General features: G+C 48.6%; 13 protein-coding genes and 1 pseudogene. All 14 read right to left on the bottom strand.

The genetic code is table 11. From position 1 onward, the window contains the following. Positions 1-984: UvrD-helicase domain-containing protein (locus WCO51_01520; protein ID MEI6511938.1), on the bottom strand; the 984-nt coding region annotated here is incomplete at its 3' end. A 117-nt stretch (positions 985-1,101) separates the two neighbouring features. Beyond that, a complete protein-coding gene (locus tag WCO51_01515; protein MEI6511937.1) occupies positions 1,102-2,100 on the bottom strand; it encodes a magnesium transporter CorA family protein in 999 nt (332 codons plus the stop codon). 258 nt (positions 2,101-2,358) lie between these two features. Then, positions 2,359-2,901, bottom strand: coding sequence for a DUF4405 domain-containing protein (locus tag WCO51_01510; GenBank protein ID MEI6511936.1), 543 nt, complete (start codon positions 2,899-2,901; stop codon positions 2,359-2,361). Further along, positions 2,891-3,559, bottom strand: a complete 669-nt coding sequence (locus WCO51_01505) for a VTT domain-containing protein (GenBank protein ID MEI6511935.1) — start codon at positions 3,557-3,559, stop codon at positions 2,891-2,893. The genes WCO51_01510 and WCO51_01505 overlap by 11 nt, the downstream gene beginning before the upstream one ends. A gap of 6 nt (positions 3,560-3,565) precedes the next feature. Continuing rightward, entirely contained in the window at positions 3,566-4,504 is a 939-nt protein-coding gene (locus tag WCO51_01500) for a M48 family metallopeptidase (GenBank protein ID MEI6511934.1), read from the bottom strand. A 149-nt stretch (positions 4,505-4,653) separates the two neighbouring features. Further along, positions 4,654-5,010 (bottom strand): zf-TFIIB domain-containing protein, encoded by a 357-nt coding sequence (locus WCO51_01495; GenBank protein MEI6511933.1) that lies wholly within the window; start codon positions 5,008-5,010, stop codon positions 4,654-4,656. A gap of 206 nt (positions 5,011-5,216) precedes the next feature. Continuing rightward, positions 5,217-6,548, bottom strand: a complete 1,332-nt coding sequence (locus tag WCO51_01490) for an aminotransferase class I/II-fold pyridoxal phosphate-dependent enzyme (GenBank protein ID MEI6511932.1) — start codon at positions 6,546-6,548, stop codon at positions 5,217-5,219. Positions 6,549-6,566: 18 nt separating this feature from the next. Next, a pseudogene (locus WCO51_01485) lies at positions 6,567-8,420 on the bottom strand (phosphoenolpyruvate carboxykinase (GTP)). Beyond that, positions 8,395-9,207 carry a hypothetical protein gene (locus WCO51_01480; GenBank protein MEI6511931.1) on the bottom strand — a complete coding sequence of 271 codons (813 nt, stop codon included), beginning with the start codon at positions 9,205-9,207 and terminating at the stop codon, positions 8,395-8,397. Before WCO51_01480 ends, WCO51_01485 begins: the two are co-directional and overlap by 26 nt. Continuing rightward, positions 9,204-10,085: a zinc metalloprotease HtpX gene (locus WCO51_01475; GenBank protein MEI6511930.1), complete on the bottom strand. Its 882-nt coding sequence runs from the start codon at positions 10,083-10,085 to the stop codon at positions 9,204-9,206. The genes WCO51_01480 and WCO51_01475 overlap by 4 nt, the downstream gene beginning before the upstream one ends. Positions 10,086-10,104: 19 nt before the next feature. Next, positions 10,105-12,792: a cation-translocating P-type ATPase gene (locus WCO51_01470; GenBank protein MEI6511929.1), complete on the bottom strand. Its 2,688-nt coding sequence runs from the start codon at positions 12,790-12,792 to the stop codon at positions 10,105-10,107. Between the two features lie 192 nt (positions 12,793-12,984). After that, complete coding sequence (locus WCO51_01465; protein ID MEI6511928.1) at positions 12,985-15,552, bottom strand: cation-translocating P-type ATPase; 2,568 nt, start codon at positions 15,550-15,552, stop codon at positions 12,985-12,987. 123 nt (positions 15,553-15,675) lie between these two features. Continuing rightward, the gene (locus WCO51_01460; protein MEI6511927.1) at positions 15,676-16,341 is read right to left on the bottom strand and encodes a cation-transporting P-type ATPase; all 666 of its coding nucleotides are present in this window, start codon (positions 16,339-16,341) and stop codon (positions 15,676-15,678) included. 127 nt (positions 16,342-16,468) lie between these two features. Further along, positions 16,469-16,693 (bottom strand): hypothetical protein, encoded by a 225-nt coding sequence (locus WCO51_01455; GenBank protein ID MEI6511926.1) that lies wholly within the window; start codon positions 16,691-16,693, stop codon positions 16,469-16,471. Positions 16,694-16,728 lie beyond the last annotated feature (35 nt).

Below are 16,728 nucleotides of genomic sequence, written 5' to 3'. Positions count from 1 at the left end.
TTCCTGCTCGGTGCCGACTTCAGTGACGGTTAAAGGCGCACCTTCAGGGTTATCGGTCCACAGCTTCTTAGGGGCGCGGCCTTTATTATGTTTGACCACATGATGCGCCGCATCAAGAATTCGTTGGGTGGAGCGGTAGTTTTGCTCTAATCGGATGGTTTTGGCGTCCGGATAGTCCTTACTGAAGCGTAGAATGAGCGAGACATCAGCGCCTCGGAACATATAAATAGACTGGTCATCATCCCCGACGATGCAGATGTTGCGATGCTTATCGCCGAGCATTCGAATGAGTTTGTATTGCGATAAGTTCACGTCTTGGAATTCATCAACTAATACATGCTCGAAGCGGTCTTGATAGCGATCCAGTACTTCTGGGCGTTGCTCGAAAAGGCGTACGGTGTAGTAGATGAGGTCGTCGAAATCGAGCGCGCGGTTTTGGGCAAGCGCAACTTGATAAAGACCATAAATCTTGCCGCATATCTTATCGAAATAGCCATAATGGTGCGCGTCGAAATCTTCCGGCGAGATCAATTTCTCCTTGGCGCGGCTAATGGTATTGAGCACGCTTCGCGGAGTAAATTCTTTATCATCAAGTTGCAACGACTTGAGAATGCCGCGTATGAGGGCAAGTTGGTCGTCGGTATCGTAGACTACGAACTTCGAATCAACCCCAATATTCTGCCCTGCTTCACGAAGGATGCGCGCGCAAGTGGCGTGGAAGGTGCCGATCCATGCCGTTCGAGCATCCTCCCCAGAGATCTTCGATACACGCGCTTTCATTTCTTCTGCCGCTTTATTGGTGAAAGTAACCGCAAGGATTCGCCTTGGCGAGATGCCCTTTTCAATCAATCTCGCAATACGATACGTAATTACGCGCGTCTTTCCACTCCCCGCGCCGGCAAATACAAGCAATGGTCCACTAGGATGTTCCACGGCTTCAAGCTGTTGGGGATTAAGCGTATCGAGGTCAACTTTCGAACTCATCACCCCTATATAGTACCTCGAAACGGAGGGTATTAAGGCGAAACCCAACCCAATTTCCCCTTTCCAAGGGGGTCTATCCGGTGATTTTGCACCGAAAAAACGGACCGATTCATAATTTTAATTACGGATACGTCTAAGTAGGTAGTAGTTTGCGATGCCTATGATTGCCATCCCTAATATGAAGGCTGGGTAGGCGATCCTCCAGTTTGTTGGTCCTGTCATCATTGACCATTCGGACATGCCGCCAATTCCGGCGAGGAGGGTGAGTGGCATGAAGATTGTCGTGATGAAAGTCAGGCGCCTAACGGTCGCGTTGGTCTCATTGGAGGTTTTCGCCATCATATTACTCAGCATAGACGTGTAGAGTTCCATAAGGCTGGTAACGATGTCGCGATAGGATTCGGTCAATTCAAAGAATTTGGCAAGGTGATCGTAGATGTCCCTGTAGTGAAAAATTGCCTTGTCAGAAATAAACGGGCAGTCCTTTCGGCAAATTTTCACCAGAATCTCACGCTCATGGAAGAGACTCTTGCGAAGATTCAGCAGTTCTCTACGCAGGCGAAGCATCTCTCCTGGGTTAAAACTAGCAGGGTCTGCAAGCATCGCTTCCTCTGCTGCTTCCAAATCATCCTCAAGCGCCTCTATTGCCACGAACTTTTGGTCCACAATGTGGTCAAGAATAACGTGCATCAAAAATGCCGGTCCTTGTCGTACGCTCTGAATATCGAGTTCCACAATACGTTGGATGTCATTCAAAGGCTGACGCATTGCAGTGTCATATTCGCTAACTGTGATTAGAAACTTCTCGCCAATAAACATATCCACTTCATCGACTGAGAGTTCCCCGTCGGCATAGCTAAAAGCGTTGAAGATGATAAATGTATTTCCTGGGAAGTCCTCTATCTTGGGTACTTGATTCTTGTCAATACAATCCTCGATGGAGAGTGGATGGATGCTAAATGAATCTATAAGAACTGAAAGTATTTCTTTAGTTGGTTGGCGGTAATCCAGCCAGACAAATCCCTCTTTCTTGGCTGCAGTCAGAGCCTCATCTAAAGTGGCGACATAAGCCAACTTACCTTTCGAGGAGATGTGATAGAAACTGGATTCAGGCATTGTTACTCCACTGTTTCCAAATTGTCCACAAATGGGTTCTTTCTCTGTTGCAAAAATGAGACCTATCTGCGCTTGTAGCCAGAGTTTTCGGCTTTAGCGGTAATGGCATTCTGTGGGGCTAATAGCCGATCCGGTGCATTAATAAGAACTAAAGACAGTTTACTCTCAGGAAGTCGAATTATGATAACATTGACGACACTCTTCTGTCGCTATTGACAACAGCAATACCTATATCAGATTGTTGACAAAAACTCTATTTCAGTTTGCACGTATGAGCCGACGCCATCGTCTAGAAACGTGGCGCGATAGCACAATAGCCATTGTAGCCCCTGCTGTAACGTGTATATAGGTTGCGGTGCTTACAGATACAGAATACTCCGACTCACGATCTTCGTCCTGTTCAGTTTCTGTTTCGTCGGGTATTGCGCCCGCAGTTAGCAGTACAACAAGCAATACTATAATTAACGCCAATGGCTCACTGATTAGTCGTTTCGGCAGGCGAATACATTGTTTGCACAAGCTCAGGACTGGTCGCCAATGAAGTATGATATGAACCAGCACGATGGCGATAAACGCAGCGGTGGCAGATTCGTGAATCTCAAGCCAAGGCTCTTTGCTTAGGCCGAGGAATCCAGGCATTTCCTCCTTGGATTCACCTTGTGGGCCAAACAGCATGCTCATACCACTGACAACTAATGTTAGCAAAGCAACGATTCCTAATATGTTAAAGATACGGTTCGTGTTTTTCTTAAGACTAGTAATCAATTTCTTATTGCCTTCTAAGCTGGTATCAAACGGCATTGTTGTTCTCCTCATATTCCCGATCGTTTCTCGTAGTGACTCGCGCTTCTCTTTTTCGCAGGTGTCTCTCTTTAAGAATATGAAGAATCGGTGGCATGACGGACAACAATATTATCACTGCTATTATCAGTTCGAGATGCTTTTCTGCGTCGGGGATTACTTTGGATAAGTAGAATCCTGCCAGTGTAAGCGAAATTGTCCAGATTACACCGCCGACTATATTGTAACAAACGAATAATCTGTAATCCATCTTGCCGATCCCCGCTACAATCGGAGCAAATGTCCTGACTACAGGGATAAATCGCGCGACAACTATTGTCATCGGTCCATACCGCTCATAGAACATCTCTGCACGCATCAGATTCTTTTTATGAAACAAGAAGGAGTCCTTTTTGTCGAATAGTCTGAGGCCGACCTTCTTGCCAAACATATAGCCAACATTGTCACCAAGAATTGCTGCCGTCAACAAGATCGCTATCAGCCAATAAATATTCAAGAATCCTTGTGCGGCCAAGAAGCCGGCAGTAAACAATAGGCTGTCTCCCGGTAGAAAGAAACCAATTAGCAAACCCGACTCAGCAAAGACAATTGCAAAGAGACCGATATAGCCAACACTCTGGATCAGTTTTATCAGGTTTTCGCCTTGAAGTAGTTCCATATATACCTAGTTCACTTTACCAACTGACTGGTAGCTGGCCATGTTCTTTTGCAGCCTCTGTATCCGATTCTGCGTCGGAGGATGCGTGCTGAACACACCGCTCAGGAGTGAACTCTTCTCTCCTGAGAGCTTTTCGAGTTTTCGAAGTATGTTGAGACCGACCTTTGGGTTATATCCGGCAGTGGCCATGATCGAAAAACCAATATCGTCTGCTTGGTATTCAGCAGACTGAGAAAGGCGCATTTGAGTTATTTGTTGACCCATTTGGGCTGCCAGGACGCCGATCATCTCTTCTTGTGTTCCCCCGCCGCCGCCTGCATTTTGAAGCAAAAAGTCCGTAGCCTTCTGCAAGAGTCCTGCATTGCTCAGTTGTTTAGCGGAATGCTCCTCCACAACATGTGCCATTTCATGGCTGATTACAGCTGCGAGTTCGTCATTATTTCCGTCAGTCAGCTTGATCAGCCCGTCATAAACGTAGATTTTGCCTCCTGGAAGAGCGATGGCATTTACTTCTCCGCTTTTCGTTCGCAGAACGCGGAATTTCCATTCCCAACCGCCGAGATCAGCAGGGCCTTTGTACTTGGCAGGCAGCGTCTTGACCAGTTGTGCAGCTATTTCGTTGATTCTTTGGTCATCGAAAGCATCCTGGTCAAGTTTTTGTTTTACGACTACCTCCCGTCCAAGCACAATTTGCTCCTGCGCGGAGAGCTTGAAGGGGTTTACAGGTAGCTTTGGCAGGGTGATCGGAGGAATTCCGATTTCTTTCGGGAACCTGATTTCCGTTGGTATCTTAATGTCCTTAGGGATATTAACACCTACTCGATTTGCGGCCCCTGATATCCATCCGACAACGCCTGTCATCGCCCCTGTCAGCAATACACCAGCAATGGCAACACCAACCATCGTGCAGCCGCAGCCTAATACACAGCATTTTAGACTTTTCAATTTCTTTATGGAACTCATCTATGATAACTCGCTCATCCCTGTCTTTTAGATGCCAATACACCGCGTTTTGACCGTATGCAGCACGAGTACCCGAAAGCTAGCGCTGACGAGTACTCGTGCCGCATGCGGAGAGGAAAGGTAGCTTCCAGCTAATCTCCGCCTAAACCACCAAGAATATCACCCAGCCAAGAACTTTTCTTTTTCTTCTGGCCATAGCCTTGTTCGCGGCCATGCTCATCATGTTCACGTTTGTCGTGATCGCGTTTATCGTGATTGTCATGGTCGTTGTGCTCATTGAACGACCTGCGTGGTTCTTCGAACACTTGTTGTGGCCTAGCTTGGTCACTTCTCGTTTCAGACACTGGTCCATTTGTAACCGCCAGATCCAGTATCTTCTCCAACTCGCCCCGGTCAAGCCATATACCTTTGCATCCGGGACAAATATCAATGCTTACTCCGTGCTTTTGTACTTCGCGAAGTGATTCGTCACAAACGGGACATTTCATAATCGTATCCTCCTGTGGATGTATCATCTAATTGTTTTGGTTGACCTGAAAAGCTTTGCCACCATGAACGTATTCCGGGTGGGACCCCTGAACCAGCGTTATCAAAACCCTTTTGTTTGAATCGGTATTAACCGAGACTTGGAAAACCGTTATTCATGGCGACCAATCATATAAAGTTACTCTTCTCAAAGAATGACAGCTCGGGTCTATGGGGAATTGCGAAGATCCCTTGCGGCTTCCGCCATTTGGTGGTAAAGTTCCGATAGTTCGTCACATTCCACAGCTGAAAACGCAACCCTGATGTCGCTCTCGCCATTTGCGATCACCCCGATGCCATACTTCTCAAGAAGATGCGTTCGGTAGGTTTCGGCAGCCACGTGCTTTAGTTTGAGGCACATAAAGTAGCCGGAATTGAATGGGTATGGTTCCCACACATCGCCAAATTCGGGCAAGCTCAGGATCCTCATAGCTTCTCTGGCTCTGCCCGCGAGTATATGGTACTTCTCCTCATGCTCTGTCTCGATAGCCTCACTGCACAGTACTTTCGCTAATACGGACTGAGCAGGCTGGGAGCAATTTGAAATCGCGCTTCGAATCGCACCAGCGACTTTCTTCTCCAAAGCGCTGTAGAGTGCCTCCTGACTCAGATTCGCACGGCTGGCAAAAGTCAGCATACCGGTCCTGAAACCCCAGACGAACTGCTCTTTGGTCGGTCCGTCCACCTTAACTGCCAGGATTCGCTCATGAATCCCAGCAAGCATGGCAAACATCGACTCCTGTAGAACGTCTTCGTCGTAGAAGAGACCGAAGTAAGCATCGTCACATACTATTACCAGGTTGCATCCATTTTCGGCGGCCTCGACGAGCACGGAGGTAATGGCATTTGCCTCATCCTTGGTCACCGAGTATCCGGTGGGATTGTTCGGGAAGTTCAGCATGACAATCGTCTTCCAACTCCCAGCACGTGTGGAAAGCGCCTGACGCAGCCCCTCTACATCGAAACCACCAGTAGTATTAAAGAATGGGTAAAGCGCCAACTGCGCTTGGAACCGGGTGGCAAAGAGCAGTTCATAATTCTCCCAAAACTTGTCGGGGAGAAGAATCACGTCACCCTTATCCACAAACAGATCGCCTACCAGGCTAATGGCATGAGTAACGCCGCTGGTAACGATAGGCATGGAGAAACTCTTGTCAGCCAGGCTCGGGTTCTTGGAAAGCAGCAGGTCGCGCCATTTCGCTCTTAGATCGGGCCGCCCGGTAGCAGGTGCATACGTCAGTGCATCTGCGGGACTCAGAGTCGGGAAATGCTGCATGATCGATGGCAGGAACATCGGCTTTCCCTTTTCACGAGCAATTCCGATGGTTGCATCGAATTTGGTGGCCTTCTCCTTTGCCTCCGCACTTTGACTAAGAATTCCCTTAGGGAAGAAGCTCCTCTTGCCGTATTCGGAGAGCATCCCGTATATGTGAGGATTCTCGCGTTGAATCACCTCGTTCAGTTCTATAGCTAACGGCCTAGCTTCACTTCCCGGTTTCACAAGCGTAACCGGAGCTCGAAGCCTCAAGCGAAGCGCTTCATGCTGCTCCCAGAGAGCCTTTGGAAATCGATTCCCAAACTGTTGGAAAAAGCTTGTGATGTCATCAGTCTCCTCTAACCAGTCATCACGGTTAACAGTGAGTAGCTTCTCCATCGATTCGCGGGATATATCTAGTCCTGTCAAATCGAGGCTGTCCGTTGTCGGAACGTAACCGATAGGTGTCTTGCGAGCCTCAGTTTTACCGCGACATCGGCCGAGTATCCACTCGATGACACGCAGGTTCTCACCGAATCCTGGCCATAGGAAATGGCCGTCATCGTCTGTTCGAAACCAGTTGACGTTGAATATCTTGGGTGGTTTGGTCATCTTCTTGCCCATGTTGATCCAGTGCTCGAAGTAGTCGCCCATGTGGTAGCCGCAAAATGGCAACATCGCCATCGGGTCGCGACGCACTTCGCCGACTTTGCCGAACTGAGCGGCGGTTCTCTCCGATGCCATCGTCGCACCAACATATACGCCGTGCTCCCAGTCGAACGCTTCGTTGACGAGCGGAGCAAGTAGGTTGCGGCGACCTCCGAAAATTATTGCGGAAATCGGAACACCGTGGTGGTGCTCGGTACGTAACGAATGCGACGGGCACTGCGTGAGCGGTGTGGTGAACCGACTGTTCGGGTGCGCGGCGAGTATTGGCTTACCATTCTCGTCCTTCATTCCTGGCTTCCAAGCCCGACCCTGCCAATCGAGGGCCTCATCGGGAGCTTCTCCATCCATGCCTTCCCACCATACTGTGCCGTTCGGCAAAAGGGCGACGTTTGTGAATATAGTGTTTCGATTAATGGTCTTCATCATGCTCGGATTAGTCTTCATGCTGGTGCCGGGCGCAACGCCGAAGAAACCAGTCTCAGGGTTGATCGCCCATAGACACCCATCGGTGTCGACTCGCATCCAAGCTATATCGTCACCAACCGTCCAAATGCGGTATCCCTTTATACTCAGTCCCTCTGGGGGAACAAGCATTGCTAGGTTTGTCTTGCCGCATGCGCTAGGGAAAGCCGCCGCTATATACTTGATATGTCCATCAGGATCCTCGACTCCCATGATCAGCATGTGCTCAGCGAGCCAGCCTTCGTTCTTTCCAAGGAAGCTCGCAATTCGCAGCGAAAGACACTTCTTTCCAAGTAGGACGTTGCCGCCGTATCCGGAGCCGACGCTCCAGATCGTGTTATCTTCAGGAAAATGAAGAATCAGTCTGCGCTTGATATCGAGATCGGCCTTACTGTGTAAACACTTGGTGAACTTGCCGTCGGAACCAAGTTGTTTGAGCACCTGCGAGCCGACATGTGCCATGATTCGCATGTTCAGAACTACGTAGATGCTGTCGGTCAGTTCGACGCCTATCTTGCTGAAAGGCGATCCCACCGGGCCCATTGAGAAGGGGATAACGTACATGACACGCCCCTTCATAGCGCTGGTAAATATCTCGCTTGCTCGGCTGTAGCCTTCCTCAGGTGACATCCAGTTGTTGGTAGGGCCGGCGTCATCTTTAAGCGTAGTGCAAATAAATGTAAGATCCTCTGTCCTCGCGACGTCGTTGATCGCAGTACGATGGTAAAGACAGCCGGGCAGCTTTTCTTTGTTTAGAGGTATGACTTCACCGGTAGCGATGGCTTCTTGGGTAAGCCGGTCTTTCTCTTCCTCCGATCCGTCGATCCAGACGATAGAATCGGGCTGGCATATTGCAGCCATCTCTTCGACCCACTTCTGAAGTTCACCATGTTGTTTCATTGATTGCTCCTTCTTTTCCTTAACAGTGTGATATTTGCCGTCTTGCGCTATATCTCCATACTTATGGAACAAGCAAAATCGGTGCATTAGCCTTCTCAAGTAATTCAATTAGCACAGACTTATTTAACCACTTGCGGGCGCGTTGTCCCATAAGAAGACAGACCAAAGATGTATCTGCTGATCGAGATGCTTGACATACTTCATTCGCGAAGCGCCCAGTCCGTCCCACAAACAGTGGTTTTTTACCACATTTTGACAGATGGGTTGCAATAAGTTCTGCTTGTACTGTCGCTTCGCCTGTCTGCTCTTCCCAAATCTCACGCAGCGCCCTCGACTGATTGCCGCGCATAGCCATTGCGACACGAGTAAAAGGTGGATGGAAGGGACGGGCGATAGACATTACAACAACCTCCCTTCCATTCAGATCTAGTAACCCTGGTATGCTAGTCCCATCGGTCACGGACGGTATGCCAGAACACATCGCGGCAATCAGTACCCTTCCACTCGAAGGCGCTGAAAATGGTGTTGGTAGCAGCAGAACAGGTGTTCGCCCCTTGTTTAACAGACACAGACCGTCTGATGCCAATCGAGCGAGTGATCCTTTTTGCCCTGTCTCTTGGGATATGGCAATAATCTTTGGTTGTTGTTGCGCGATAGCGTGAAGAGACTCATTAGTAAAGTTACCAGTTCTCACGATTCCTTCAGAATTAGTGCTGTGTGAAGACATCTTGTTAGCTGAGCCATTGCCGAGCCATGGCAGGCGTCTTGAGCATATGCTGATAGAAAAGTGAGACTTTTCGATCAGAGGAAGCGTTCGAAGCCGCTCTGCTGTTGATCCGTCCAAGATGCCTCTTGATATGACTACCGTGCTCACTTCGAGACCTCCAAGTTTGTCAACTTCGACATAGCCTCTAGTCGAGCAATTCTTTCAGCCGTTGGCGGATGCGTGCTGAAGAGTCGGGTAATCCCTTTAGCGGAAAGAGGATTCACGATGAACATATGCGCCGTAGCGGGGCTAGACAAAGCCTCGTATTTCCCAGCCGATAATTCCAGTTTTCGTAGAGCATTGGCCAATCCCATGGAGTTGCCTGCCAATCTTGCTCCTCGCTGATCGGCGAGATACTCCCTGGAACGGGAAATGGCCATCTGAATAAGCATTGCGGCAATGGGAGCGATAATCGAAATTGCGATTGCAGCAACGATGCCCCCTGATCCACTGTTATTCTCGTCGTCTCTGTTGCTTCCAATTCCCCCAAAGAGGGCGCCCCATCGGATCATCGTTGCAATCATTGTGATCGCACCCGCCGCAGTGGCTGCGATTGTTCCAATCAAGATATCGCGATTGGCGACATGTGCGAGTTCGTGAGCCATTACGCCCTTAAGTTCCTCATCGCTTACAAGGCGCACAAGGCCGGTTGTCGCTGCGATTGCAGCATGTTTTGGACTGCGCCCAGTTGCAAATGCGTTCGGAGCATCCTCTTCGATAATATAGACCTTTGGCATTGGCATACGTGCCTGCTGAACAAGAAGTCGAACAGTACCATACAGCCTGGGTTCATCAACCTCGTTCACTTCTTTTGCTCGGTACATGGCAAGCACAATTCGGTCACTAAAGAAATATGCGCCAAGGTTCATGACTGCAGCGAAGCCAAGGGCAATGATTGCGCCACCAGATCCCCCAAACTGACTGCCAATAAGTACAAATATCCCAGTCAGGCATCCTAAGAGAAGAAAGAGTTTTATGTTATTCATGATTGATCATCCATTACAACTAAGAACGTGAATGTTTTCGGAATAAAGCTTTTTCAAGCTCTACGGCAAAAAAGAGTGAACTGGAGACTGCGGTGCATAGTAATAGGTCTGAAAAGCTGATAGGTACGTTCTTGAACACGCTTGCAATCGGGCTTACGTAGGTAATCACGATTTGCATGGCGAAGGTACCTATTACGGCCAAGGCTAGAAATGGGTTGGCGCTCAACTTGGTCTTGAAAGCCGATTCGCGCTCTCTGCGTATCGCAAGCACGTGGAAGAGTTGGAACGCGGCAATAGTGAAAAACGCCATCGTTCGAGCATACTCCACACCATGCTTCTTCTCTTCTAAAGCAAACAACGTCAGTGTGGCAGCAGCCATAAATGCGCCGACCCATAGTATGTGCTGCCAGAGACCTCTAGCAAAGAGGTTCTCGTTTGGATTTCGTGGAGGCCGCTTCATCACATCGCCTTCCGCAGGCTCTACACCAAGAGCAAGTGCAGGAAGACCATCCGTCACAAGGTTAATCCAAAGAATTTGAATAGGAAGAAGCGGCAACGGAAGCCCTGCGAGCATTCCGCAAAACATGGTTAATACCTCACCTAGGTTGGTAGCGAGGGTGTAGCGAACGAATTTCCGGATGTTGTCATAGATGGTCCGGCCTTCCTCTACAGCGTGGACGATGGTCGCAAAGTTGTCATCTGTAAGTACCATGTCTGAGGCTTCGCGACTGACATCTGTTCCTGTGATGCCCATAGCAATACCAACATCTGCTTTTTTGAGGCTGGGCGCATCGTTCACACCATCGCCTGTCATAGCGACAACATGGCCGCTTTCCTGAAGGGCTGTTACTATCCTAACCTTGTGTTCAGGAGAGACACGGGCGAATACACGACAGTGACGAACCTGTTCTGCAAGCCCATCATCGTCAAAATCATCCAGCATGCTCCCTTCGCACACAATGTCATCCGCGGACGCGATTCCTAAATCGGAACCAATAGCAGCAGCCGTCAACCGATGGTCACCTGTGATCATCATCACATGGATACCTGCATCCCTGCACTTTCGCACTGCTGATGCAGCCTCAGGCCGAGAAGGGTCGCTGATACCAGCGAAACCTAAAAAAACGAGATCCCGCTCGATAAGGTCTTCGCTAATGTCTCTAGGTGTTTGCTTGAATGAGCGAGTAGCTGCTGCAATTATGCGTGAGCCTCGTGAAGCAAACTGTTCGCCTAACGCATTAATCTCTGCTACCCTCTCATCTGTAAGTTCATGCAAGCTACCATTGGTCATTTCCTGGTTACAGCGAGGCAGTACTACATCCAAAGCCCCCTTGGTAAACGCACAGGTAAGTCCACTTTCGTCTACATGGATCGTGGTCATTCGCTTGCGAGTGGAGTCGAACGGAATTTCAGCTACGCGAGATAACAACCGTTTACTCTCGCTAACATCTAATCCGGCATGTATCGCGGCTAGAACAAGAGACGTTTCCGTCGGGTCACCAATCGCCTGAATGCTTCCCCCTTCGATATATTGAATATTCGCATCATTGCATAGGCTTACAGATTCAAAGAACCCCTTGATGCCGGCATCCTCTATGCCAATGAATCCGTCACCTTCCAGAATGTCGGCCTCTTCCACAAATCCTTCCTCTGATCGACTTAGAAGATGTCCACCTGCATACAGGCATTGCACCTGCATTTTGTTTTGAGTGAGAGTTCCGGTTTTATCTGAGCAGATGGTTGTCACGCAGCCAAGCGTTTCTACGGCAGGAAGTTTTCGAATGAGGGCATTACGCTTTGCCATTCTCTGTGCGCCCAATGCAAGTGAGATCGTAATAACTGCGGGAAGTGATTCTGGTACTGCAGCAACCGCCAGGCTAATCGCTGTCAACAACATCGTCTTTAGGTCGCGGCCTTGAAAAATGCCAGCCGCGAATACTATGGCGCATACAACAACTGCACCGATTGCAAGGTAAAGTCCTAATTGCCCGAGACGCTTCTGGAGAGGGGTCTGTTTGATGGGGCTTTTACCAATCAACTCGGCGATGTTACCCAACTGTGTGTTCATGCCCGTCTTCTGAACGACAAATGTGCCGCGACCCTGCAACACAGTTGTGCCTAAGAATAATTCACTTTTCCTGTCTCCGATAGGGGCAGCGGAATCGCAGAAGTGCAGAGCGTCTTTCTCCACAGGCATGGACTCGCCTGTAAGCGGAGCTTCTTCGACCGTTAAGTTGACAGTTTCAGTGAGTCTTCCGTCAGCCGGTACAAGATCGCCGGCTTGCACTCGAACGATGTCACCCGGTACCAAAAGGTGAGACGGCAATTCCATCAATCTGCCTTCACGGATGACCCTCGCTGCTGGTACAGCTAGTTTCTTCAGAGCAGCAATAGTTTTCTCTGCACGATATTCCTGCACAAATCCCATTATGGCGTTGAGAAGCACAACCACCGCGATAACAATCGTATCGGTGATATCACCTGTAAGCGCAGAGATTATGCCGGCCACAATCAGGAGAACCGACATAACCTCTTTGAACTGAGCAAAAAACTTCGCATACGGACTTTGTTGTATTGCTTCGCGTATTTCGTTGTGACCATATGTGGTTAATCGCTCCTGTGCTTCCTTCTCAGAAAGGCCGCACAACGAGTCCGTTTTTAACTCGGCGAGTTGCTCCCGGATTTGAACTTCAGCTTCTACAGTCAATAAATCCTCCGATATTTCGTAATGTCAGATGTGAAAGTCATGTGTACAACCATATAGTGACTGAACAAGGTTGCGTAGAAGTATCGTCTAGGTAAACTTTTCGGTATATCTGTAGAGAAGTGGAACCTACAGCCGGCCACTTCAGTGTGTCTACAGTCTTGTCATGAATGCTTGAATTTATCAAGGATCAACTCAGGACTTTGAAAGAAAAGCTTTACCACGGCGTGCCATGATCAGTTTTGGAAGCTCAAACCAAGCTACACTTGTCAGGCCGGCAACCATGCAGGCTAATCCCTCTAGCGAATTGAGTCTACTGAAGAGAAAAAACTTACTGAACATCGGCACATAGATTACTAACGCGAGAAAAGAGAACGCCCCGCTTAGAACCCACAACATAGCCTGATTTTTCGAGCGCAGGGTAGCAAGGATACTCCGAGACCACGAGGCATTCGTTAATATCAATGTTAGATTGGCTATTATCAAGGTGGCGAACGACATGGCGCGGGATTCCTCTATGGTTGCTCCAATATTACGCCATACGATGAACACACTAAGGGACACCAACAGGACGCTCAGCCCCTGAAGAAGACTCCAGATAACAGTTCTTTTGTCGAATATGGATTCATTAGGATCTCTTGGGGGACGCCTCATTACGTTGGCTTCTCCTTCTTCTGCCTCGAACACAGTAGAACAGGCAGGGTCGATAATCAGCTCCATGAATACAATATGTATGGGCATCAATATCAGCGGCCAACCCAATGCAACAGGGATTAGAGACAACCCAGCAATAGGTACATGTACTGCAAAGATATAGGCCATCGCTTTTCTTAGATTGTCGTATATCCTGCGTCCCAGCCGTATCGCAGCAACTATAGATGAAAAGTCATCATCGAGGAGAACCAATCCTGAAGCCTCACGTGCCACGTCGGTACCGCGCCCTCCCATCGCTACGCCGATATCGGAGGCCTTCAAGGCAGGGGCGTCGTTGACACCGTCGCCGGTCATCGCGACGACTTCTCCATTCGCCTTGAGCGCTTGGACAATCCGCAACTTCTGTTCAGGGATAACCCTCGCAAAAACGTTGACATCTGCTATCCGGCTGCGCAAGTCGGAATCGGACATGGCATTGAGTTCTTCGCCGCTGATAATGTGATCTGGATCCTTCAGACCGATCTGTGTAGCGATATTGCGAGCTGTGGCTGGATAGTCACCCGTAATCATGACTACTCTGATGCCTGCCTCATAACATTCGGCAATTGCACTCGGAACGGAGGCTCGAACTGGGTCAACCAGACCCACGAGACCGAGGAACTCAAAGTCAAACTCGTGCTGTTGGCTTGGTAGATCATCGCCATTTGTGAAACGTGCCCCTGCTACTGCTAGTACACGTAATCCGCTCTCCGCCATCGTTGTGATCTGCACGGTCAAAGCTGATTTTTGTTCATTATCGAAATGACAGAGATCAGCAATGGCCTCGGGCGCACCCTTTGCAGCTATGATATAGTCACTCTCCACGTTGGATTTCCAAACATGGGACATTGCAAGCAATTCCTTTGATAACGGATACTGCAGGACAATGGTCCAATCTCGATGGATGTGTTCAGTTGCGGCTAGACATTCATGTCCCAGCTTGTGAAATGCCTTCTCCATCGGGTCGAACGGGTCACGCTGACTTGCCAAAATACTAAACTCAATGAGGGAATGGAAATCCTCCGGCAACGGGGTATTGCCAGCGTTGTCTAAGACTAGGTGTTTGTCATGGGCGTAAAGTTGCCCGACGGTCATTTGGTTGTGGGTCAGAGTTCCCGTCTTGTCGACGCACAGGACGGTGGCTGATCCCAGTATCTCGATAGCCGGCATCCGTCTGGCCAATACTTGCTTTCGTGAGATTCTCCATGCGCCCAGGGCAAGGAATATAGTAAGGACGACCGGAAATTCTTCAGGCAGCATCGCCATCGCTAAAGCAACACCGGCCAGGAGGCCATGAAGCCAGTCACCTCTGGTAAGCCCATATGCGATGACAACAAGGGCGCTTAGCGAACCGCCAAGAATCGCAAGGTTTCTTACTAACTTACCGGTCTGCTTCTGCAATGAGGTCTTTTCCACTTCAATTGACTGTAAAGACCGCCCAATCTTCCCTATCTCGGTGCGAATACCTGTTTTACATACCTGCAAAAGTGCCTGACCCTGCACAACCAAAGTACCGGAAAACACAAACGGTTCATCATCACCACCAGGGAACATGTCGACTGACTTGCCATCCCATTCACACTTCCGTACCGGCGCCGACTCTCCCGTGAGTAAAGATTCATCAATTGAAAGATTGGTGTGTGAAATCACCACTCCATCAGCCGGAACACGATCCCCTTCAGAAATGATGACTGCATCGCCTTTCACGACCTCTCGACCGGGGATGCGCATCTCTTTACTCTCTCTTATCACCCGTGCCCGTGGGCTTGATAAGTTTCTCAACGCCTGGAGTGCGTTTTCAGTTCTGCGTTCTTGGTGAAGTGTAATAAGAATCACCACGAAAACGAAGCCAAGCAACAAGAGGGCTTCCTGCAGATCTCCAAGCAGTAGATAAATCGCTCCACCTGCTATCAATAAGAGGAACATCGGCTCACGAAAAACTTCTACAGCGATGGCGAAGATGCTGCGCGGCTTTGAAGTTGGCAATTCATTAGGACCATCTATTTTCAGAATTTGTTCAGCTTCATCCTGATTCAGTCCATTAATGTTTCTTATATCAAAACCGCTCATACTTTATAATCTCCTTTGTTATTCAGCAAGTACAATAAGTAACCTTTCTGATCACTCACAATTGATTCCTTCAATATCTAGTTGAAACGTTGCAAACGTGCAGAAGTTATTATCTTGACACAATTATTTCATCTTTTTGCGGGCCAGAGCCTTGGCTTTGCCGATACGAGTGTTTGCACCTGTCTGTGTCACAACGAATACCCCTCTTCCACTTATTACGATGGAACCCATAAATACCTTGTTTTTGAATCCTTCGAGTTCTGAACCATCTGAAGAAAGAGCATCTTTTGCCACAGGATTTTGATTGCCTGAAAATATCTTTTCTTGAACCATTAAGTTTACAGCTTCAATTAATCTCCCGTCAGCGGGAACTAACTCACCTACCTGGAGTCTGACTATATCCCCAGGAACAAGTGCATAAACAAGCAGTTGCTGCAACCGACCCGTTCTTATCCCAGAGCATATACAAGGGATTTCTTTTCTGGAGACCTTTGTTACTCGGATATAACGAATCCATAGCTTTACGGCCAAGAGGGACAGACAGGCTCCGATTGCCACTATACCAAGGGTATAGACGAATTCTCCTTTGAGAACCAGCACCATTCCCAAGGCAAGGCAGAAAAGAGCCGCACTTATCACCATTACTAATAGCATGTATGGCCTCTCCAACTCGTTCGAACCGTATTTGCGAAGACGATGGTAGGCTTCTATATGAGACAATCCACGATCTGGGTGAGTCTCCAATTGCTCCAGTAATCGACCAATATCGGACTCTTCACGGATACTCAACAGATGTCACCTCCTTCATTTATCTACCGAGTTGACATATACGACTAAATCGAGAATGATACATTTGGCAAGTCAACAGAATAAAAAAGACAAACTGATAACATATGAGTCTCAAGTAAATTCTAAGTTAAGTCGATGCTTGACGTACAATAGCTTGTACTTTCATTTGTCCCCAAGTATCGCTGACAAGCATATAGCAAGCAACACGCCCATCATGGCTAGTAGGAAGAATATCTTCCTTTTCCAGATGTAGTTCTTTGCCTGTTCCTACTTCACGGTATCTTCCTGGCTTTACCCGTTCACCTGCGAAAAACAATTCCACAGTTTGCACATCATCAGGTCGTTGCCACATGTTCTACCCTCCCCTTCTAATAGGATTAGGTCGTT

This window comes from bacterium, from assembly GCA_037131655.1.
Taxonomy (GTDB): Bacteria; Armatimonadota; Fimbriimonadia; order Fimbriimonadales; family JBAXQP01; genus JBAXQP01.
The sequence above is the reverse complement of the archived record's forward strand: the minus strand, read 5'-3'. Positions and strand labels throughout refer to the sequence as shown.

Bases quoted from the DNA above. Each gene is read 5' to 3' on its own strand.
- WCO51_01515 (MEI6511937.1), bottom strand. From the start codon at position 2,100: ATGCCTGAATCCAGTTTCTATCACATCTCCTCGAAAGGTAAGTTGGCT.
- WCO51_01510 (MEI6511936.1), bottom strand. From the start codon at position 2,901: ATGCCGTTTGATACCAGCTTAGAAGGCAATAAGAAATTGATTACTAGT.
- WCO51_01505 (MEI6511935.1), bottom strand. From the start codon at position 3,559: ATGGAACTACTTCAAGGCGAAAACCTGATAAAACTGATCCAGAGTGTT.
- WCO51_01495 (MEI6511933.1), bottom strand. From the start codon at position 5,010: ATGAAATGTCCCGTTTGTGACGAATCACTTCGCGAAGTACAAAAGCAC.
- WCO51_01475 (MEI6511930.1), bottom strand. From the start codon at position 10,085: ATGAATAACATAAAACTCTTTCTTCTCTTAGGATGCCTGACTGGGATA.
- WCO51_01465 (MEI6511928.1), bottom strand. From the start codon at position 15,552: ATGAGCGGTTTTGATATAAGAAACATTAATGGACTGAATCAGGATGAA.
- WCO51_01455 (MEI6511926.1), bottom strand. From the start codon at position 16,693: ATGTGGCAACGACCTGATGATGTGCAAACTGTGGAATTGTTTTTCGCA.